Consider the following 20546-nt stretch of genomic DNA (forward strand, 5'->3'; position numbering starts at 1 on the left):
AGTAAAAGCGTATGTTTTGCATTGCAATATGTGCCCTTTCGTAATTGGTCTGTTTTTGTTTCAAGGTTCACTTTATGGTAAAGTGATTTATAGCCTTTGCGCTTGTGGCAATTGAAACCAATACCATTAAAATAAAAACCAGAAATACTCTTGAGCATTTCTGGTTTTATTTATATTACTTGTTTTTTAATTTAGCAAGTGATTCTTTCAGCATTGCTATCTTTTCTTCAGAGTCATGCTGTTTCTTTCTTTCTAATGCTACAACAGCTTCAGGGGCATGAGCAACAAATTTTTCGTTTGAAAGCTTCTTCATCACACCTGCAAGGAAACCTTCCAGATGCTTTAGTTGTGCTTCCTGCTTTTCAATCTCTGCTTCAACATCAATAAGATCACCTACAGGTACTGCATATTCATCAGTGCCGACCATAAACTGTATTGTATCGGCAGACTTGCCCTCCGCAATATTTATGGACTTTAAGTTTGCCATCTTTATTGTAATATCGTCATATGCGGCATATTTATTTTCACCGATAGCCTGCAGTTCAAGTTCCTCTTTGGGTGATATGTTCTTTTGATTTCTTATTGTTCTGATGTTGCTGATTATCTGTTTAACATTTTCAATGTCTGCTACCAGATTCTCATCTTCTTTTGTTGAGGCCGGAATTGACAGACAATCACGCATAATGCTTTCACCTTCTTTGCGTTCATATATATGCTGCCATAATTCTTCTGTTATGAACGGCATGAACGGATGTAGCATCTTCAAAAGCTCATTAAAGAACTTCAGCGTCATGTCGTATGTATTGCGGTCGATAGGTGTGCCGTAGTTAGGCTTTATCATCTCGAGGTACCAACTTGAGAACTCATCCCAGAAGAGACGGTAAACGGCCATTAATGCCTCAGATATGCGATATTTTTTAAACAGGTCATTTACTTCGTCGTTAGTGATTTTAAGTTTGGCCTCAAACCATTTTACGGCAGTCTTGTTTGATGTGGGCTGTTCAGCGTCTGAAACTTCCCATCCCTTAATCAGACGGAATGCGTTCCATATCTTATTATTGAAGTTTCTTCCCTGTTCACATAGACTCTCATCGAAGAGAATGTCGTTGCCGGCAGGTGCTGACAGCATCATTCCCATACGAACGCCATCGGCTCCGAACTTGTCGATAAGTTCTATAGGGTCAGGGCTGTTACCTAAACTCTTGCTCATCTTACGGCCAAGTTTGTCACGTACAATACCTGTGAAGTACACATGCTTAAACGGGAATGTTCCTTTATATTCATATCCGGCCATTATCATGCGAGCAACCCAGAAGAAGATGATATCTGGTGCGGTAACAAGATCTGAAGTAGGATAATAATATTTTATTTCTTCGTTGTCAGGATCGTTGATGCCGTTGAAAACAGATATGGGCCACAGCCATGATGAGAACCATGTGTCAAGGCAGTCCTCATCCTGTTTCAGGTCATCTATGGTCAGATCGTTGTTGCCGCTTTTTTCCTTGGCCATAGTAAGTGCTTCCTCCGGAGTTTCTGCAACAACAAATCCGCCATTGTTAGGTAGGTAATATGCCGGAATGCGATGTCCCCACCATAGCTGGCGGCTTATGCACCAGTCTTTAATGTTTTCAATCCAATGGCGATAAATGTTCTTATATTTTGCCGGATAGAACTTAATTTCATCATTCATAACCGGTGGAAGTGCCATATCTGCAAAGTGTTGCATTTTCAGGAACCACTGTGTTGAGAGTTTTGGCTCTATTGGTACATTAGTTCTTTCAGAGAAGCCAACTTTGTTGTTATAGTCTTCAACCTTTTCAAGCAGACCGGCTTCTTTAAGATCTTTTTCAATTTGAACTCTGACATCCATTCTGTCCATGCCGACATACAGACCGGCTGCTTCAGATATTGTTCCGTTATCGTTAAAGATATCGATCGATTCCAAATTGTGTTTCAGACCTAATGCATGGTCATTTATGTCGTGTGCCGGTGTAACTTTCAGACAACCTGTTCCAAATTCTATATCAACATAGCTGTCTTCGATGACTGGTATCTGACGATTTACTAAAGGAACGATTACGTGTTTTCCTTTTAACCATGTGTTCTTCGGGTCGTCAGGGTTTATGCACATAGCTGTATCGCCCATGATTGTTTCAGGACGTGTAGTTGCAACAATGGCATATTTTTCAGGTTCTTCAACAACCTTGTATCTAAGGTAATACAGTTTGCTGTGTTCGTCCTTATAAATAACTTCCTCGTCGCTAAGGGCGGTCTGGGCTTTAGGATCCCAGTTCACCATTCGTACTCCACGATAGATAAGTCCTTTGTTATACAAATCGCAGAATACCTTTATCACTCCTTTGGAGCGTTTTTCGTCCATGGTGAACGCTGTTCTGTCCCAATCGCAGCTTGCACCAAGTTTTCTTAACTGCTTTAAGATTATTCCACCGTGCTCATTTGTCCAGTCCCATGCATGCTTAAGAAAATCGTCGCGTGTCAAGTCGGTCTTCTTTATACCTTCCTGTGCCAACTTGTTTACAACTTTTGCTTCTGTAGCAATAGATGCATGGTCTGTTCCTGGCACCCAGCAGGCATTTTTGCCTTCCATTCTGGCACGTCTTACCAAAATGTCCTGAATAGTATTGTTGAGCATGTGTCCCATATGGAGCACTCCCGTTACATTAGGTGGAGGAATAACTATGGTGTAAGGCTCTCTTCCGTCAGGTTTACTGCTGAAAAGCTTATTGTCAAGCCAATATTGATACCATTTTGACTCTACATCTTTTGGGTCGTACTTACTTGCAAGTTCCATTTCTTATCTTATTTTTATTTATTTTGCCTAATTCAATAAAAAACGTTGCAAATGTACAAAATATTCGTGGAAAATATCTACATTTGCATAACTAAAATACATATTATGCATACAAAGGAAGAAAAACTTGAAGCATTTGGACGTTTATTGGATGTACTTGATACGTTACGCGAAAAATGTCCGTGGGATAAAAAGCAAACAAATGAGAGCCTTAGGCCAAATACGATAGAAGAGGTGTTTGAATTGTGTGACGCCTTGATGAAAGACGACAAGAAAAATATATGCAAAGAACTTGGAGATGTCTTTATGCATGTTTGTTTTTATGCACTTATAGGCAGCGAGACAGGAGATTTTGACATTGCTGATGTATGTAACATGCAGGCTGATAAGCTTATTTTCAGACATCCGCATGTCTATGGTAATGTGAAAGCTGATACAGTAGATAAGGTTTTGGAGAACTGGGAACAGATAAAATTAAAGGAAAAGGATGGTAATAAGAGTGTTCTTTCCGGTGTGCCGGCTGCACTGCCTTCACTTATTAAAGCTTATCGCATACAGGATAAAGCTCGTAATGTCGGTTTTGACTGGCAAGATAAGGGCGATGTCTGGGCTAAAGTGAGAGAAGAACTTTCTGAGCTTGAAGCAGAATTGCGTAAGGATGATAATGAAGCTTCTGAAAAAGAGTTGGGTGATTTCTTGTTTAGTGTCATAAATGCAGCACGTCTTTATCATTTAAATCCTGATACGGCTCTTGAACATACAAATCAGAAGTTTATCAGACGTTTTAACTATATAGAAAATCATTCTATAAAAGTTGGTAAACCATTGACTGAGATGACTTTGGCTGAAATGGATGAACTATGGAATGAAGCTAAAAAAGAAGAAAAAACGAATAAATAATACAATTATGAGTAAACTTAGTTTGGCTTTCTTGTTGTGCTGCATTGTAGCGATAGGATGTGACAATAAAAAAAATGCAAAGGCTGTAGTTGAGAATGTTTCTGATAACGAAATAGCAGACACTACCGTGTATGGCAAATGTGGTGAAGGTACTGCAATGCACACACTTGAACTGATTACAGATAAGGGAGACACCTTGACATATACATTGGAGGGACTTGATACGTGCTCAAACGTTCAAGGAGGATTGTTTGTTGGTGACCGGCTGGCAGTGATCTCGGGTCCGAAAAGTGAGGAAGGACTTTTTGCAGAAAAGGTAATTAACCTTACGTCTCTATTGGGTAAATGGGTCAGCCTTGACAAGAGTTTTGAAATTTGTGAGGGCGGAGTCGTTGAAGGTAGTATGAAGGAGCCGAAGCCGTATACAGAATGGAAAATATTAAATGGTAAGCTGATTTTATCGTCAGATACATTTGACATCTATTCTTTGGGTGCAGATTCACTTTATCTGGAGAATACAGAAGGAATCTATGGCTATAAACGTCTGTCGAAGGAGGCTAAATAGTTTGTGTATCTTGTGTAATATATAAAATACATGCAGCCATTTAAAGTCTATATATTAGGATGCGGCAGTGCTTTGCCTACGTTGAAGCATAATGCTTCTTCGCAGGTTGTTCTTGTCCGTGATAAGATGTTTATGGTTGATTGTGGTGAAGGAACACAAGTGCAATTAAGGCGTTCACGTATTAATTTCAATAAACTTTCTGCCATCTTTATAAGTCATCTGCACGGAGATCATTGTTTCGGTCTTATCGGCCTGATTTCTACGCTGGGTATGCTTGGCCGTATAAGTCCTTTGCATGTATTTGCGCCTAAAGACTTTTTCCCTATATTGCAGCAGCAACTGGACCTGTTCTGTAATGGATTGGAATATGAAGTTGTATTTCATGTGGTAGATACGAAGCGTAATGATGTGATATATGAGGATAAAAGTCTTACGGTTAGCTCTATACCTCTAGAACATCGTGTTGCGTGTTGCGGATATTTATTCCGTGAGAAACCGACCTTACCGCATATAAGACGCGATATGATAGACTTTTATGGCATACCTGAATGCCAGCGTAATAACATAAAAAATGGGGCAGACTGGATAACTGCTGACGGCGACGTAATTCCAAATTCTTATCTTACCTTCCCTGCGGATCCGCCAAGATCATATGCGTATTGTTCAGACACCAGATACATGCCGGAACTATACAGGATGGTGGAAAATGTGGATTTGCTGTATCATGAGGCAACTTATTGTAGTGAAAACGAGAATAGGGCAAAGTTATATTATCATAGTACGGCAAGACAAGCGGCCATGGTGGCATTGAAGGCAAAGGTTAAAAGACTTGTTGTCGGACATTTTTCTGCGCGCTATGAAAATGAAGATGTTATTCTAAAGGAAGCTCAAGAACTCTTCCCGAATACAGATTTAGCGAATGAAATGGCTGTTTTTGATGTGTAAGTAAAAAAAAACGTATAATATTTTGTTATATCGTAAAAATATTTTATCTTTGCGGTAATAAAAAAGAAGCTTTTATGTTAAGAAACTTACTTTTTATTCTGTCTGCAGTGTTGCTGTTGTCTGTCGCAACTCCTTCTGTTGCCAATTCCAATTCGGCAATAGAGATAATTGATGTTGAAAGTCAGAGTGTTTCAATCTCTGTTAATTCATCGTCAATTCGCGTTGTTGGAGCCAATGGGCAGATGTTGTATATATATAATGTTGCCGGAGTAAAAATAATGTCCATAAAAGTTGATGGTTCAGATAGATATTACGATTTGAATTTGCCTAAAGGCTGTTATATTGTTAAAGTTGGTAAAGTCGTAAGGAAGATTTCGGTTAAGTAGTATTTTGTCTGTTTTGTTAAAGTTATTTTACCTTATACTTTTATGTCTGCTCGTGTCATCTTGTCATGACGCGACAAATAATCATGACAAAAATATTAATTTAGATACATTTTCAGACTTACGGGATGAAAAGTATTCTTTGGACATAGTTGATATACGTGAACATATATCCAAAATTGCAAGTGAAGACGGAGTCGCATTGCCCATGGATGGGTTTGTAAATAAATATTATAAAGAGCAACAACCGTTTTTGTGGATAAACCGTTATGGTATATATGACCGTGCAGATACTCTTTTGAGTCTTCTTAAGGGCATTGATTATTATGGATTGAGCAAAGACGCTTTTCGTGTCTCTAAAATAGAAAAGGATCTTTACTTGGCACGTAGTTTAGACATAGAGTCTTCAAATGATAATCTAAACCGAATCTTGGCTCGTTTAGAGTATAACCTGACAAAAGCCTTTTTAAGATATTCTGCAGGACAGTATTTTGGCTTTGTTAATCCCGATTATTTATATAATAGTTTGGAAGAGTATCAGGTGGATTCTTTGACAACACGATTCAGACAATTGTGTGATTTAAAAGTATTACGCCCGGACAAAAAATTCTATTTTAGAGCCATCAGCCATATTTTGAATGACAGTGTAGCTGAGTTCTGGCATACAACCCTTCCTAAAGGACGTTTGGTCGGTAAGTTGTTGAAAGAGTTAGATAATCCGAATTTAACCAAATCTGAACGGTTAAGAATATTGTGTAATATCGAACGGTGTCGATGGCGTTTGCGTGGAATGCCTAATACAGATTTACACAATAAATATATAGTTGTGAATATACCTTCATTTGAATTATACGCTTTTGACGGTGAAAAATCGCAAACAATGAAGGTATGTTGTGGCGAGATTAATTTCAAGACTCCGATACTTACCAGCTGGATTAAGCGCATGGATGTAAATCCGCAATGGATTGTTCCTAAAAGCATTTCCAAAGGATTTTTGCATAATTATTCTTATATGCATAAAATGGGGATGTTTGTTCTGGACAGGGAAAAGGGTAAGTTGGCTCCTGAGCAGGTCTCATATGATAGAATAATGTCAAATGATCAATATATTGTTCAGGCTGGAGGTAAAAAGAACTCTTTAGGGCGTATTATTTTCAGATTTGATAATAATTTTTCTGTCTTTCTTCATGACACCTCTGCACCATGGGCGTTCAAGCGCACCCAAAGAGCTGTGAGCCATGGTTGTGTTAGAGTAGAGCGTCCTCTGGAACTGGCTTTATTCTTATTAGGCGAACGTGCAGAAGAGATGGAAGACAGATTACAGTATTCAATGTCTGTTGATTTTATTAATGATGTAGATTCGTTGAAGAAGAGAAATATAGACAGAAAACGTCTCGTAAATACTTTGAATGTAAATCCGCCAATACCATTATATATTACCTATTATACTGTTTATGATGGCATTTGTGGACAATTATGCTATTATGATGATGTTTATGGCTATGACGATGTCCTGATAGAGAAATTGTCTCCGTTTATTGAATAATATGGCATTAAGTGAAGATTTAATATGCAGGATGCTGGCCTCTGAAACTACAAGGCGTAAAGCTTTTGATGCAATCGTAAAGTTATATGGTGAACGATTGTATTGGAAGATACGTTATATTGTTCTATGTCATGAAGACGCTAATGATGTGTTGCAAAATACGTTTCTTAAAGCATGGAATAATATTGATTCTTTTCATAATAAATCAAAGTTATTTACGTGGCTGTGCAGTATTGCCATAAATGAGGCTTTAGATTATTTGCGCAAAAATAAAAATAATTCAACTATAGATATTTCAGAGTCACCGTCGGTTTCAAAGACTCTTATGGCTGATGAGTATTTTGATGGTGATGAGGCACATGCATTATTGTTAGAGGCTGTTGCGACATTGCCTGATGTACAGAGGACGGTTTTCAATTTGAAATATTTCGATAATATGAAATATAGTGAAATCAGTGAAATTCTCAACACCTCAGAAGGTGCGTTGAAGGCCTCGTATCATATTGCAGTAAAAAAGATTTCGGATTATTTTCATCTACATGAATGACTTTTTTTGACAGGCAATTAAACTTTTAATGGGAAGTTCCGTCATAGAATAAAAGAATAATAATTATTTATTATGAAAGAAGAACAATTGCTTAAACAAAAATTTGGCAGCCAGCGGCCATTCAAAGTTCCTGAAGGCTATTTTGATTCTTTGGAGAAGAGTCTGATGCAGAACGTGGTTGAGCCAGCCGTACCTAATAAGCGCCCTGCAATAAAAGCGTTTATGCGTCCATTGAAGTGGGCCGCATGTTTTGCTGCGGTTCTTCTAGTTTCCGGAACAATATATTTTAATAGTTTAGAAAAAGAATCTTATCAGAATCACGCAGACAATATATCAGAAAATATGTCATCTTCAGTTTATGCTGATTATATTTTAGACGAAATTTCAGATTATGCCATGCTTGATAATGATGACATTTATTCTTATGTGGAAAATGAATGATAATAATAAAATGAGAAGATTTATAATTTGTTTATTCTTTATATTAGCATTTAATATATCAGATGCACAGAATAAGAATAGACATTTTACACCAGAACGTTTTCAAGCAGAATTAGAGCAGTATATCACACGAAAGGCGGGCTTGTCTCCAAAAGAGGCTTCAGAATTCTTTCCGCTTTATTCGGAAATGTTACGTAAGCAGCGGTCAATTCATGATGAACTTAAAAAGTTAAAACGAATAAAGCCGACAACGGATGCTGAATGCAAAAAGAATCTTATGAAGCGTGATAAGTGTGAAATTGAAATAAAACAACTTCAGAAAACTTATCATGAAAAATTTATGCAGATATTACCTGCGGGCAAAGTCTATGACATTGTGAAAGCAGAAGAGCGTTTCCATCGGCAGATCTTTAAACGAGCTGCAGATAAAATGAGGCATAAGAAAAAGTGATAATAACGAAACTTTGTTGTGTAGTTTTATATATTATCCAATAATAATATTGTTGTTTGTCTGATTATAAATATAACTTGATGATTTTATATTTCTTGTGGTAATGTTATAATAAATATAATTAATTTAATGTCGGATTATAGACTTATAAACCCATTGGTTTCATTAATGAAAATCAATGGGTTTTTAGTTATAACTCAATGAGTTTTATGCAAAAACTCATTGAGTTATTTTAAATGAATATTTGATATTAAAATTTTTATTGACCACGCTTTTGTGGAACAAACAAAAGCGTATAGGAATAAACAACATCCATTCGAAGTGTTATCTTTTAATCATAAAGTATCCTAATCTATGTGCTATGTCTTTTTTATTTAATGATAATAGAATGTAACACCCATTTTCAAGATTGCTTATATCTGCATATTTGCCTTTGTATGGATGTATTGAAATTATATTACCTGCCAGACTTTTTACTATAACGTATTCGCTATCTAAGGTTTTCCCTTTGTCTGGTAATAAAAGTTTCTTGCCGTCATTTTTAATAAATTTGTCTGTGATTGCAGATTTGTCAGACTGTTTTTGCTGTGTGGGAAGGCTTTCATTGCCATAACGGTCTATACTAGTAACCGCATAAAAGAGGTCGCATTTTGAGTCTGTTTCAATTGCAATATAGTTATCTTTTATCCTTGTCGCCAAGATGTTCCTGCTGTCATTTATATCAACAGGATATTTCTTACTGACGTAAACATTATACATAATGCCGCCATAATTGTTATCTGTTTTATCCCATGTTATAATTTCATTTTTACCTGTAACTTTTACAGATAAATTTTGTGGTGATTGTGGCATTGGAGCTTTTGCCCATTCCATTGGAGGAGTTAAGGCTGGATATAGATTAAATTCATCTTTTGTGAATGAATACAGCCCTTTGGTATTATCATAAAAGAATTTGTTCCTAAAGAAGGCATAGCCCATGCCATGACTTCTCGTAACATACATTTGACGCTTAATCTCATCTATATTCCAATTACCTTCGGAGGTGTCCAGAAAATAAATGCCCAATCCGGGTATTATTGTTCTGTTATTGCAATTTTCTTTCCAGTCTATGGCAAAAGGATAGAATTGATTTCCGCGAAAGTACATCATGGGGTAAAGCTGATCCATTAGGCCTTGTTTGATCCAGCTTTGGGCATCCTGGCATCCTTTTTTATATGCATTCCATCCACGGCTGGAATATCTGGTGAGATCATCGTATTTGCCAATTGGAGCACAGCTTAGTTTCACCCATGGTTTTGTACTTTTTACTTTGTTGTAGATCTCTTTTACAATGTTTGTAATATTTTTTCTTGCTTTAGAAAGTGGTATCTGCAATTTCCATTTTTCGGGATATCTTATATAATCAAGATGTATTCCGTCTATATCGTAATTGTCGGAGATTTCTTTACAAATATCTGATATATATTGAGCAGCCAAAATATTTGAAGGGTCTATAAATCCTTCTCCACCGTTTTTGATTACTAAATTGGGATATTTATTGCGTAATGTTCTACAGCCTATTCCGTTCCATTTTCCTACAGGAATTGTAACTATCCATGCATGCAGTTCCATACCTCTTTTATGGCATTCTGCTATTGCAAATTCTAACGGATCATATCCGGGGGATTTGCCAGGAAAGCCGGAACAGCATCCGTCCCAAGGCTCTATGGATGAAGGATAAATAACCGTGCCTCTTATTCTTGTCTGGAATAATATAGTATTAATATTTGCCTTTTTCAGCTTGTCAAGTATGTCAATTAATTCTTTCTTTTGCTTTTTTATTGATGTTTCCGTTTGCGCATAGCTGTGTGGCCAGTCAAGTCCGCCTATTGTTGTAAGCCACACGGCCCTGACCTCGTATTTGGGATGTTGCCTGAAAACAAAGCTTTGGGAATTGCATGTTTCTGAAAAGCATATAAATAACAATATGATTACAGTATTGAGGAATGATTGCTTGATTGAAATTTTCATTTGATATTTGTAAATCGATTATGATGCAAAGTTATATTATTTTTTTTGTTTTTCAAATTAAATATGTACTTTTGCATATGATAGGGAATAATGAAAATGATAAAAACATACATTTGTATGAAAGTAAAATTTTATATAGTGTTTTATATCAGTTCATTAATTCTATATTCGTTGATACTAAAAAAATAAACAATGTATATATGAAAAAAATTGTAATGTTGATAGCCTTTATGGCGTTTGCTCTTTCTGGATATTCTCAGTTTGAGCAAGGTAAGTATTATGTTGGTGCATCTCTTACAGGACTGGATCTTAGTTATAGCGGAGCAGAAAATTTTAATATCGGTCTTGATTTAAAAGGTGGATATCTTTTGGCTGACGACTGGATTATAACAGCTCAGGCTGGTATACAGCATAGTGGAAATGATGATGTCGCAAATTCTTATTCTATAGGCATTGGAGGACGCTATTATATAGTTCAAAATGGATTGTATCTTGGTGTTAATGCAAAATTGATACATGCAAATCATAATTACAACGATTTGATGCCGGGTATAGAAGTCGGATATGCGTTCTTCTTAAATAGAACAGTAACGATTGAACCTGCCGTATATTACGACCAGTCGTTTAAGAATCACTCTGATTTTTCTAAAATCGGTTTACGTATAGGCGTAGGTGTTTATTTATAGAACTTTGAATAAAATTTTTTAATATGTATTCAGTTGATGAATTAGAAGACAGACTTATTGATCTGTCTTTTGCCGAGGATATCGGTGATGGTGACCACACTACATTGTGTTGTATTCCGGAAAGTGCCATGGGTAAGTCACATTTGCTTATTAAGGAGGATGGTATTCTGGCAGGTGTGGAAGTGGCAAAAAGGGTATTTGCAAGATTTGATCCTTCTCTTGAGGTGCAAGTGCTTATCGAAGATGGCTCTCATGTAAAGAAGGGCGATATTGCAATGATTGTGTCTGGAAAGGTACGATCTTTGTTGCAAACAGAACGTCTCATGCTGAACATAATGCAAAGAATGAGCGGTATAGCAACAACCACAAATAAGTATGTAGAGTTGCTTAAAGGAACAAAAACACATGTCTTGGATACAAGAAAAACAACTCCTGGTATGCGTATGCTCGAAAAGCAGGCTGTGAAGATAGGTGGAGGAGTGAATCACCGTATAGGATTGTTTGACATGATTCTTCTGAAGGATAATCACGTAGATTTTGCCGGTGGAATAAATAACGCAATAGACAGATGTCATGATTATTTGAAAGCAAATTCGCTTGATTTAAAAATTGAGATAGAAGTACGTAATTTTGACGAATTGCAGCAAGTGCTTGATCATGGCGGTATAGACAGAATCATGTTGGATAATTTTTCTGTAGATGATACGCGTAAAGCTGTTAAAATGATAAATGGAAAATATGAGACGGAATCAAGTGGAGGTATTACTTTTGATACGATAAGGAGTTATGCTGAATGCGGTGTCGATTTCGTTTCTGTCGGGGCATTGACCCATTCTGTTAAGTGTCTTGATATGAGCTTTAAAGCTTGTTAATAGATTAATTATATTTACATACTGATAAACGTTCTCTTTTGACCCTAATAGTGCATTCTATAGAACGTCTTTCAGTATGTAAATATGTTTATAATTTGTTTTTAAACTTTGTTTTAGAAAATGTTTAGTTTGTTTTCATCTTTGATTCTTGCTGCAATTACGAGTTTTAGTTCTCCCGTGAATTATCCAATTTCATTGGCCGGCAACTTTGGTGAGCCGCGTCCAAATCATTTTCATGGTGGAATAGACATCAGGACAGAGCAGGTTGAAGGCAAACCGATATTTTCTGTAGCTGATGGTTATGTTAGTAGAATAACTGTTGGGCTTGATGGCTTTGGGTATGCAGTTTATGTGAACCATCCTGGTGGTAAGACAAGTGTATATTGTCATTTAAAAAAGTTTATACCGCAGCTTGGTGCTATTGTGCAGAAATGGCAATATCTAAACCAAAGCTATTTTGTTGATGTGAGATTAAAGCCTACAGACTTTCCTGTTGCCAGAGGACAACTTATTGCTGTTAGCGGAAATTCCGGAGCAAGTCGTGCTCCGCATTTGCATCTTGAATTTCATGATACAAAAACATGGAGTTATCTTGATCCATTGCAGTACTTGAAAGAGTATGTCGTAGATAAGACAAGGCCTATTGCACATGCGTTTATGGCTTATCCTATTGAAGGTAAAGGTGTCTTTTGCGGATCGGTCCAAAAGCAGTCTTATGGTTTTGCATCTTCTTCGTTGTCGCGTGTATTTACAGCTTGGGGAGAGGTCGGATTTGGTATATGGGCGAATGATTACATGGAAGGGAGTTATGGAATACTTGGAATCAGGAATACCCGGTTAACCGTTGATGGAAAATTGGTTTTTGAGAGTGACATAGACAGCATACCGGTTCGTTGTAATAGGATGGTTAACTCTTGGGGGGATTATGATCACTATTGCCGGACGCATGTATGGTATATGAAGTCGTTTAAGGAACCGGGAAATAGCTTGCCGATACTTCATGCTTTGAATAATAGTGGAATAATAAATATTGATCAGGAGCGTGATTATAAATTTGTTTATACAATATCTGATGTTTTTGGTAATTCTTACGATTATTCTTTTGTTGTAAAAGGTGTAAAACAGCAGATTCCCAAAAAGAGAAAACCGGATTTGATAAATTTGATGAGTTATGAAAGATTTAATCATCTGCAACGTCCGGGGGTAAGTTTGTTACTTCCAAAAGGGACCTTGCCTGATAATGTTGAATTGCACCCTAATGTAAAGTTTCAACCTGAAGCATTATCAGACTCATGGCGATTCTATAATAAATCATATCCTATCTTTGGATGGGCAACAATAAAGATTAAATTGAATAAACCTGTTAAAGATACGGATAAGTTATACGTCGTAAGTCATTTTGGCATAGATAAATATATGGGTGGAACTTATAAGGATGGTTGGGTAATAACGAAGATAAGAGAATTAGGTGCTGAGTATGAAATCTGTTACGATGATGTTCCGCCTCATGTGTCGGTATCTGGAACTTCAGGTAATATACGTGTTCAAGCATCAGACTCAGGTAGTGGATTAAAATATATTAAGGGATTTGTAGATGGTAAGTTTGTTCTTTTAGAGTACAAAGAAAAAAATAATATATATGTATGTAATTTGAAGAATGCTCCTGTCTTACGTACAGGAGGCATGCATATGCTTAAAATTATTGCTGCAGATAAACTTGATAACCAAAGAATCATAATGGAAAATTTTAAGTATTAATAATTATATCGCTTATGAAAAGGATAGTTTTAGTAGTTTCTTTGTTAGTTAGTTATTTTAGCTCTTGGGCTTGTACCAATTTTATTGTAGGCAAGAAAGCCAGTGCTGATGGATCGGTGATATGTTCTTATAACGCTGATGACTATGGATTGTTCATCGGCCTGTGTCATTATCCTGCCGGTAAACATGAGAAGGGTTCTGTACGTAAAATTTATGATTGGGATACAAATGTTTATCACGGACAGATACCTGAAGCAGAGGTAACCTATAATGTTATTGGAAACATTAATGAATATCAAGTTTCGATAGGTGAAACGACTTTTGGTGGAAGAGAGGAACTTGTTGATACAACAGGTATTTTAGATTATGGCTCTCTAATATATATAGCTTTACAGCGTTCAAAAACCGCACGAGAAGCAATAAAAGTTATGACTACATTAACCGATAAATATGGATATTGTTCCGGCGGAGAGACTTTTACAATATGTGATCCAAACGAAGCATGGATAATGGAGATGATAGGAAAGGGACCTGGACGCAAGGGGACTGTATGGGTAGCTGTTAGAATTCCTGACGATGCTATATGTGCTCATGCAAATCAGAGCCGTATTCGTACGTTTAATCAAAAGGATAAAAAGAATGTGATGTTTTCAAAAGACTGCATAACATTTGCAAGAGAAAAAGGATGGTTTAGTGGTAAAGATGCAGATTTTAGTTTTTGTGAAGCTTATGCTTATCCTGATTTTTCTGGAAGACGGTTCTGCGAGGCTCGTGTGTGGAGCTTTTTTAACCACTTCTCGACATATATGGAACGTTATTTGCCTTATGCAGAAGGAAAAGTTAAAGATGCCGAACCGATGCCTTTGTGGATAAAGCCTAATCGCAAGGTTAGTGTTCAAGATATACAGGAATGCATGAGAGATCATTATGAAGGAACTCCGTTCTCTTTAGATAAAGACCCGGGTCAAGGTGTATGGAATATGCCTTATAGACCAACGCCTCTAACCTATAAAGTTGATGGTAAGGAATATTTTAATGAACGTCCGACGTCAACACAACAAACAGCATTTTCTTATGTTGCTCAATTAAGATCATGGCTTCCAAGACAAATCGGTGGTGTGCTTTGGTTTGGAAATGATGATGGTAATATGGTTGCTTATACACCTGTATATTGCGGAAATACTTCACAGCCAGAGTGTTATAATACTAAAGATGCGGATGCTGTTACATTCAGCATGAAGAATGCTTTTTGGGTTTGTAACTGGGTTAGTAATATGGTATATCCACGTTATTCATTAATGTTTGGTTCTCTAAAGTCTGTGAGAGATTCTTTAGAAACCAGTTATTTTTCGGCTCAAGCAGAAATAGAGCGCAAGGCAATGGTTTTGTATGATGAGAATCCTTCTTTAGCTATTGATTTTTTGACAGATTATAGTATAGACAAGGCTCAACAGATGATTGACAGATGGAGACAGCTAGGGACTTATCTTATTGTGAAATATAATGATATGGCAATAAAGTCAGATGAAGATGGCAGATTCATTAGAACTGAAACAGGACTTGGTGCTACAGTTGAACGTCCGGGATTTCCTGAAAATGTTGCTAGGGAGATTGTGAAAAGTTCAGGTGACAGATATGCCGTACCAGAAGAATAGTGCGTAAAAGTTGAATAAATTTTTATCAAGTGGGTCCCAATACCTGAATAGTTTTACTATTTTGTGGTATTGGGATTTTTATTGTTGCATGACATTACAATATGCCTTTTTGTATAGGTTAAAAACTAGTTAAACACGAATATTTTTTATCGTCATATTTTTGGCTTTTAATATTATTTCGTAAATTTGTAGCTGATTAATATTGTTTTTATGGCATTTGTTTTAGTCTCAATATTATTGATAGGCTATATGCTTATCGCTACAGGATATGTCACTAATGTTAACCGAGCTGCTATTGCAATGTTTATCGGTACATTAGGGTGGGTGTTGTATATATGCTATGGAACTGATTTCGTTATGAGTCAGCATCAACAAGCTTATTATGATTTCCTTGGGGGCGCAACGTCTTCCAGTACAGCTGTAAAACAATATATAGCTCAAAACATATTTCTAAAATATGTGGGGAAAGGTGCAGAGATAGTACTTTTCTTATTTGCGACAATGTCAATTGTTGAGATTTTGAATAATAATGGATGTTTCGATTTCTTATCAGAGTTATTAAAAACGCGTAATAGCCATAAACTTTTATGGATGATGGCTATAATCACATTTGTTATTTCTGCAAATCTTGACAATTTAACAACAACAACAATGATGCTTGTTATCATGCATAAATTGTTGCCTAATCGTAGGCAGCGCATGATTTATGGCAGCGCAATTGTGCTGGCTGCCAATTGTGGTGGCGCATTAACTGTTATTGGGGATCCGAATGGCTTGATTCTGTGGAATAATGGTATTGTTACTGCAACAAATTTCTCTGCATCGTTGGCTTTACCTTGTTTAGCAGCTTGTGTCATACCGATTTATTGGCTCGGTAGAAGTTTGCCTGAGCATATAGACTTACAATATGTTGCAATGCCTTATAGAGGAGATGATACAAATCTTAATCGTTGGCAGCGTATATTGATGCTTATTGTAGGAATAGGCGGATTGTGGTTTATACCTACTTTCCATAACATTACTAAATTAAGTCCTTTTTTAGGTGCTTTGTGTGTGTTATCTGTGTTATGGATTGTAAATGAAATATTTAACCACAAGCTAATGAATGCCGATCAGATGATACAACGTCCTGTGCCAAGGGTCCTTCAGTATGGTGTTATTCAGCTTATGCTTTTTGTAATGGGAATAATGCTTGCTGTTGGAGCTATATACGAAACTGGAATAACGTCCAATTTGACACAATTTATTGATACCAATATTCATAATGTATGGGTAATGGGCGTAATTACTGGGGTAATCAGTTGTTTCTTGGATACATTTGCTACATGTATGAGTATAATATCTCTTTACTCTGTGGGTGATATTGCTAATTTGGCATTTTCGTCAGATCCGAATTATATGTCTTCATTCGTTCAGAACGGAATATTTTGGAAAATAATTGCTTATTCCTCAGCAATGGGTGGAAATATATTGCTTATAGGTTCTGTAAGCGGATTGGCATTGATGAAAATGGAACATATACATATTGGATGGTATTTTAAAAAAGTCGGTGTAGTTGCTATGGCTGCTTGGCTGCTTGGTCTGTTTATTATGTGGATTTTGAGTTAATTCTTAAATGATATAGATATGGCTAAAATTAAAACAATAGGTGTATTGACTTCCGGCGGAGACGCTCCTGGAATGAATGCGGCAATTCGTGCTGTAACGCGTGCCGGTATATGCAAGGGATTTAAGGTAAAAGGAATTTATCGTGGATATGATGGTCTTATTAATAATGAGATTGTTGATTTTACAACAGAGAATGTCAGTGGTATAATAATGTCTGGAGGAACCATTTTGAAAACTGCACGATGTGACGAATTCAAAACTCCAGAAGGACGTAAAAAGGCATATGACAATTTGTTGAAAAATGAAATAGATGCACTTGTCGTTATAGGCGGAAATGGCTCGTTGTCCGGAGCAATGGTCTTTGCACAGGAATATGATGTATGTTGCATAGGATTACCGGGAACTATAGACAATGATTTGTATGGTACTGATTCAACAATTGGCTATGATACGACTCTAAATACAATTGTTGAATGTGTAGACAGAATAAGGGATACTGCTCAAAGTCATGAACGAATTTTTTTCATTGAAGTAATGGGACGTGATGCAGGATTCTTGGCTCAGAATAGTGCTATTGCTTCAGGTGCTGAGGCCGCAATAATACCAGAGGACTCAACGGATGTTGACCAATTGGCGAGGTTTATGGAACGAGGTATAAGAAAAAGTAAAAAAAGCTGTATTGTAATCGTTTCAGAGAGCCCAAAATGTGGAGCCTTGTATTATGCTGACAGAGTTCGTAATGAATTCCCTAATTACGATGTTAGAGTTTCAATACTTGGACATTTGCAGCGTGGGGGACGTCCGTCCGCTCATGACCGCATTCTTGCCAGTAGAACTGGGGTGGGGGCAATAGATGCTATCATTCAAGGTCAGCGTAATGTTATGATAGGCGTAAGAAATAATGAGGTCGTTTATGTCCCATTGAGTGAGGCTATAAGGTCAGATAAACCTTTTGATAAAAAATTAATTACAGTCTTAGATGAGTTGAGCATATAATAGTCTGACGTATAAGTTGTAAAAATGTCTTTATATTATGTCAATTGAACTTATTATAAAAAGTTTTTGTTCTTTTCTTTGTAAGTTATAAAACAATTGATTAATTTTGCGTTTAGAAAAATACATGAAAAATAAAAAATAAAGTAAATTTATATGGAACAAATAAAAGGGCATATTTCTCAGATTGTGGGTCCTGTTATTGATGTCTATTTCGATACAAGTGGCTTAGATCCGGAAAAAGTGTTGCCCAAAATTCATGATGCGTTGACAATTTCACGCGAAGATGGACGTGAACTTGTTATTGAAGTTCAGCAGCATATCGGTGAAGATACTGTTAGATGTGTTGCAATGGATAATACTGACGGTCTTAAAAGAGGATTGGAAGTAGTTTCAACAGGTCATCCAATATTGATGCCTGCAGGAGAACAGATAAAAGGACGAATGATGAATGTTATAGGCCAGCCTATAGATGGTATGAAAACTTTGGATATGAAAGGCGCATACCCTATTCATCGTGAAGCTCCTACTTTTGAGGAGTTGTCAACGCATAAAGAAATGCTTGCAACTGGTATAAAAGTTATTGATTTGCTTGAGCCTTATATGAAAGGTGGAAAAATTGGACTTTTTGGTGGAGCCGGTGTCGGTAAAACTGTCTTAATTATGGAGCTTATCAATAACATTGCAAAAGGTCATAATGGATATTCGGTGTTTGCTGGCGTTGGTGAGCGTACGCGTGAGGGTAATGACCTTATTCGTGATATGCTTGAGTCTGGCGTAATTCGATATGGTGAGAAGTTTAAAAAAGCAATGGAAGAAGGCAAGTGGGACTTGTCGTTAGTAGATCCTGAAGAATTGAAGATGTCTCAAGCAACATTGGTTTATGGACAGATGAATGAACCACCTGGAGCACGTGCTTCTGTTGCCTTGTCAGGCTTAACTGTTGCAGAGGAATTCCGCGATCATGGCGGAAAGAATGGTGAAGCAGCAGACATTATGTTCTTTATTGATAATATCTTCAGGTTTACTCAGGCTGGTTCAGAGGTGTCTGCTCTTCTTGGCCGTATGCCTTCAGCCGTAGGTTATCAGCCGACATTGGCAAGTGAAATGGGTACAATGCAGGAAAGAATTACTTCAACCAAAAATGGTAGTATTACTTCTGTACAGGCTGTTTATGTTCCTGCCGATGACTTGACTGACCCTGCACCAGCAACAACTTTTACTCATCTTGATGCTACTACAGAACTTAGTAGAAAGATTGCTGAGCTTGGAATTTATCCTGCAGTTGATCCTTTAGGTAGTACTTCGAGAATATTGGATCCGCTAATTGTTGGTAAGGAACATTACGAATGCGCACAGAGAGTGAAGGAAATTTTACAGCATTATAAAGAACTGCAAGATATTATTGCAATCCTTGGTATGGATGAACTTTCAGATGAGGATAAATTGACTGTTAATAGAGCTCGTCGTGTGCAGCGCTTCTTGTCGCAGCCTTTCACCGTTGCTGAGCAATTTACAGGTCTGCCTGGTGTGATGGTGCCAATTGAGGAGACAATTAAGGGCTTTAATGCTATATTGGATGGTGAAGTCGATGATTTACCAGAACAGGCATTCCTTAATGTTGGAACTATTGATGACGCTATTGCAAAAGGAAAGAAACTTCTTGATATTGCTAAAGGTAATTAACAAATCTGATAGGCATGAGTTTAAGATTGAAAATAGTATCACCTGAAAAAGTTGAATTTGAGGGATTGGTTGATAGCGTATTGGTACCTGGAACAAAAGGTGCTTTTGAAATATTGAATAATCATGCTCCAATCATTTCCTCACTTCAAACAGGAAAGGTTGAGTATGCTGTAAATGGTGTGCGAAATCAGATTCAAATTACTGGCGGCTTTGTAGAAGTTCAAAAAAATGTTGTCAGCCTTTGTGTTGAGATAGCTTAAGTTATGGATATGAATAAAAAAGTAGACATAACAAGTAAAAGATATTTTAAATATAGTCTATGGCTTATTGCGGCACTTACATTATTGTGTAGTGCTGCGATAAGTATGAATGTGTTAAAATATTCTATTGTTAATGCATTGGCTATAAGCGCATTATATACGGTATTCATAAATTCCATATATGTGGTATTTTGGAGAAAGATGGCTAAAACATCTCCTAATGTTATGACAAAATTTTATCTGGCAGCTTCTGCTTTGCGTCTTGTATCAGCCGCATTTGTAGTAACGGCTTATTGCTTAATATGTCATGATAAAAACTCTATACGTGATTTTGCGCTGCTTTTTATGAGCTTTTATATTGTAATGCTTGTTTTTGACAGTGTATTCTTTGCTCATGTAGAAAAATGTTATACTCTTAAAGATTGACA

General features: G+C 36.8%; 19 protein-coding genes. 17 read left to right on the plus strand and 2 right to left on the minus strand.

Going from position 1 to position 20546, the window contains the following annotated elements; translation table 11 throughout:
- Positions 1–175: 175 nt before the first annotated feature.
- Entirely contained in the window at positions 176–2812 is a 2637-nt protein-coding gene (locus tag QVO66_RS04745) for a valine--tRNA ligase (protein WP_021854273.1), read from the minus strand.
- Positions 2813–2917: 105 nt separating this feature from the next.
- Here QVO66_RS04745 and mazG point away from each other — a divergent pair, with 105 nt between their 5' ends.
- The 8 genes from mazG (at position 2918) to QVO66_RS04785 (ending at position 8590) form a co-directional block, all read left to right on the plus strand.
- Positions 2918–3712 carry a nucleoside triphosphate pyrophosphohydrolase gene (mazG, locus tag QVO66_RS04750; protein WP_125104152.1) on the plus strand — a complete coding sequence of 265 codons (795 nt, stop codon included), beginning with the start codon at positions 2918–2920 and terminating at the stop codon, positions 3710–3712.
- A gap of 7 nt (positions 3713–3719) precedes the next feature.
- Entirely contained in the window at positions 3720–4277 is a 558-nt protein-coding gene (locus tag QVO66_RS04755; protein WP_021854275.1) for a lipoprotein, read from the plus strand.
- A gap of 30 nt (positions 4278–4307) precedes the next feature.
- Positions 4308–5222 carry a ribonuclease Z gene (locus tag QVO66_RS04760; protein WP_021854276.1) on the plus strand — a complete coding sequence of 305 codons (915 nt, stop codon included), beginning with the start codon at positions 4308–4310 and terminating at the stop codon, positions 5220–5222.
- A 74-nt stretch (positions 5223–5296) separates the two neighbouring features.
- Entirely contained in the window at positions 5297–5608 is a 312-nt protein-coding gene (locus QVO66_RS04765) for a T9SS type A sorting domain-containing protein (RefSeq protein WP_021854277.1), read from the plus strand.
- A gap of 139 nt (positions 5609–5747) precedes the next feature.
- Positions 5748–7151 carry a L,D-transpeptidase family protein gene (locus QVO66_RS04770; RefSeq protein WP_288172603.1) on the plus strand — a complete coding sequence of 468 codons (1404 nt, stop codon included), beginning with the start codon at positions 5748–5750 and terminating at the stop codon, positions 7149–7151.
- Position 7152: 1 nt separating this feature from the next.
- Positions 7153–7698, plus strand: a complete 546-nt coding sequence (locus QVO66_RS04775; protein WP_287602035.1) for an RNA polymerase sigma factor — start codon at positions 7153–7155, stop codon at positions 7696–7698.
- A gap of 72 nt (positions 7699–7770) precedes the next feature.
- Positions 7771–8139, plus strand: a complete 369-nt coding sequence (locus QVO66_RS04780) for a hypothetical protein (protein ID WP_021854280.1) — start codon at positions 7771–7773, stop codon at positions 8137–8139.
- A gap of 10 nt (positions 8140–8149) precedes the next feature.
- Positions 8150–8590 (plus strand): hypothetical protein, encoded by a 441-nt coding sequence (locus QVO66_RS04785; RefSeq protein ID WP_239684896.1) that lies wholly within the window; start codon positions 8150–8152, stop codon positions 8588–8590.
- Positions 8591–8914: 324 nt separating this feature from the next.
- Here the strand turns inward: QVO66_RS04785 and QVO66_RS04790 are convergent, their stop codons facing one another.
- Positions 8915–10600, minus strand: a complete 1686-nt coding sequence (locus QVO66_RS04790) for a glycoside hydrolase family 10 protein (RefSeq protein ID WP_021854282.1) — start codon at positions 10598–10600, stop codon at positions 8915–8917.
- Positions 10601–10800: 200 nt separating this feature from the next.
- On the opposite strand from QVO66_RS04790, the gene QVO66_RS04795 reads away from it, so the two are divergent.
- The 9 genes from QVO66_RS04795 to QVO66_RS04835 all read left to right on the plus strand — a co-directional run bounded on the left by QVO66_RS04795 (position 10801) and on the right by QVO66_RS04835 (position 20544).
- Positions 10801–11286 (plus strand): hypothetical protein, encoded by a 486-nt coding sequence (locus QVO66_RS04795; RefSeq protein ID WP_288172604.1) that lies wholly within the window; start codon positions 10801–10803, stop codon positions 11284–11286.
- A 23-nt stretch (positions 11287–11309) separates the two neighbouring features.
- Complete coding sequence (nadC, locus tag QVO66_RS04800) at positions 11310–12158, plus strand: carboxylating nicotinate-nucleotide diphosphorylase (protein ID WP_021854284.1); 849 nt, start codon at positions 11310–11312, stop codon at positions 12156–12158.
- A gap of 120 nt (positions 12159–12278) precedes the next feature.
- Positions 12279–13916, plus strand: coding sequence for a M23 family metallopeptidase (locus tag QVO66_RS04805; protein WP_021854285.1), 1638 nt, complete (start codon positions 12279–12281; stop codon positions 13914–13916).
- A 14-nt stretch (positions 13917–13930) separates the two neighbouring features.
- Positions 13931–15571: a dipeptidase gene (locus QVO66_RS04810; RefSeq protein ID WP_021854286.1), complete on the plus strand. Its 1641-nt coding sequence runs from the start codon at positions 13931–13933 to the stop codon at positions 15569–15571.
- Between the two features lie 210 nt (positions 15572–15781).
- Entirely contained in the window at positions 15782–17179 is a 1398-nt protein-coding gene (locus tag QVO66_RS04815; RefSeq protein ID WP_021854287.1) for an SLC13 family permease, read from the plus strand.
- Positions 17180–17197: 18 nt separating this feature from the next.
- Positions 17198–18175 carry a 6-phosphofructokinase gene (gene pfkA / locus QVO66_RS04820; RefSeq protein WP_021854288.1) on the plus strand — a complete coding sequence of 326 codons (978 nt, stop codon included), beginning with the start codon at positions 17198–17200 and terminating at the stop codon, positions 18173–18175.
- Positions 18176–18328: 153 nt separating this feature from the next.
- A complete protein-coding gene (gene atpD, locus QVO66_RS04825) occupies positions 18329–19858 on the plus strand; it encodes a F0F1 ATP synthase subunit beta (protein WP_021854289.1) in 1530 nt (509 codons plus the stop codon).
- Between the two features lie 14 nt (positions 19859–19872).
- On the plus strand, positions 19873–20118 hold the full coding sequence (atpC, locus tag QVO66_RS04830) for an ATP synthase F1 subunit epsilon (protein ID WP_021854290.1): 246 nt from the start codon (positions 19873–19875) through the stop codon (positions 20116–20118).
- A 3-nt stretch (positions 20119–20121) separates the two neighbouring features.
- Positions 20122–20544 carry a hypothetical protein gene (locus QVO66_RS04835; RefSeq protein ID WP_125104159.1) on the plus strand — a complete coding sequence of 141 codons (423 nt, stop codon included), beginning with the start codon at positions 20122–20124 and terminating at the stop codon, positions 20542–20544.
- Positions 20545–20546 lie beyond the last annotated feature (2 nt).

Source organism: Prevotella sp. CAG:255 (assembly GCF_000431195.1).
GTDB lineage: Bacteria > Bacteroidota > Bacteroidia > Bacteroidales > Bacteroidaceae > Prevotella > Prevotella rara.

Excerpts from the sequence above, each read along its gene's own strand:
- mazG (WP_125104152.1), top strand. The coding sequence starts at position 2,918 with ATGCATACAAAGGAAGAAAAACTTGAAGCATTTGGACGTTTATTGGAT.
- QVO66_RS04765 (WP_021854277.1), top strand. The coding sequence starts at position 5,297 with ATGTTAAGAAACTTACTTTTTATTCTGTCTGCAGTGTTGCTGTTGTCT.
- atpD (WP_021854289.1), top strand. The coding sequence starts at position 18,329 with ATGGAACAAATAAAAGGGCATATTTCTCAGATTGTGGGTCCTGTTATT.
- QVO66_RS04775 (WP_287602035.1), top strand. The coding sequence starts at position 7,153 with ATGGCATTAAGTGAAGATTTAATATGCAGGATGCTGGCCTCTGAAACT.
- atpC (WP_021854290.1), top strand. The coding sequence starts at position 19,873 with ATGAGTTTAAGATTGAAAATAGTATCACCTGAAAAAGTTGAATTTGAG.
- QVO66_RS04760 (WP_021854276.1), top strand. The coding sequence starts at position 4,308 with ATGCAGCCATTTAAAGTCTATATATTAGGATGCGGCAGTGCTTTGCCT.
- QVO66_RS04790 (WP_021854282.1), bottom strand. The coding sequence starts at position 10,600 with ATGAAAATTTCAATCAAGCAATCATTCCTCAATACTGTAATCATATTG.
- pfkA (WP_021854288.1), top strand. The coding sequence starts at position 17,198 with ATGGCTAAAATTAAAACAATAGGTGTATTGACTTCCGGCGGAGACGCT.
- QVO66_RS04745 (WP_021854273.1), bottom strand. The coding sequence starts at position 2,812 with ATGGAACTTGCAAGTAAGTACGACCCAAAAGATGTAGAGTCAAAATGG.
- QVO66_RS04815 (WP_021854287.1), top strand. The coding sequence starts at position 15,782 with ATGGCATTTGTTTTAGTCTCAATATTATTGATAGGCTATATGCTTATC.
- QVO66_RS04805 (WP_021854285.1), top strand. The coding sequence starts at position 12,279 with ATGTTTAGTTTGTTTTCATCTTTGATTCTTGCTGCAATTACGAGTTTT.
- QVO66_RS04780 (WP_021854280.1), top strand. The coding sequence starts at position 7,771 with ATGAAAGAAGAACAATTGCTTAAACAAAAATTTGGCAGCCAGCGGCCA.
- QVO66_RS04810 (WP_021854286.1), top strand. The coding sequence starts at position 13,931 with ATGAAAAGGATAGTTTTAGTAGTTTCTTTGTTAGTTAGTTATTTTAGC.
- QVO66_RS04785 (WP_239684896.1), top strand. The coding sequence starts at position 8,150 with ATGAGAAGATTTATAATTTGTTTATTCTTTATATTAGCATTTAATATA.
- QVO66_RS04755 (WP_021854275.1), top strand. The coding sequence starts at position 3,720 with ATGAGTAAACTTAGTTTGGCTTTCTTGTTGTGCTGCATTGTAGCGATA.
- nadC (WP_021854284.1), top strand. The coding sequence starts at position 11,310 with ATGTATTCAGTTGATGAATTAGAAGACAGACTTATTGATCTGTCTTTT.
- QVO66_RS04835 (WP_125104159.1), top strand. The coding sequence starts at position 20,122 with ATGGATATGAATAAAAAAGTAGACATAACAAGTAAAAGATATTTTAAA.
- QVO66_RS04795 (WP_288172604.1), top strand. The coding sequence starts at position 10,801 with ATGAAAAAAATTGTAATGTTGATAGCCTTTATGGCGTTTGCTCTTTCT.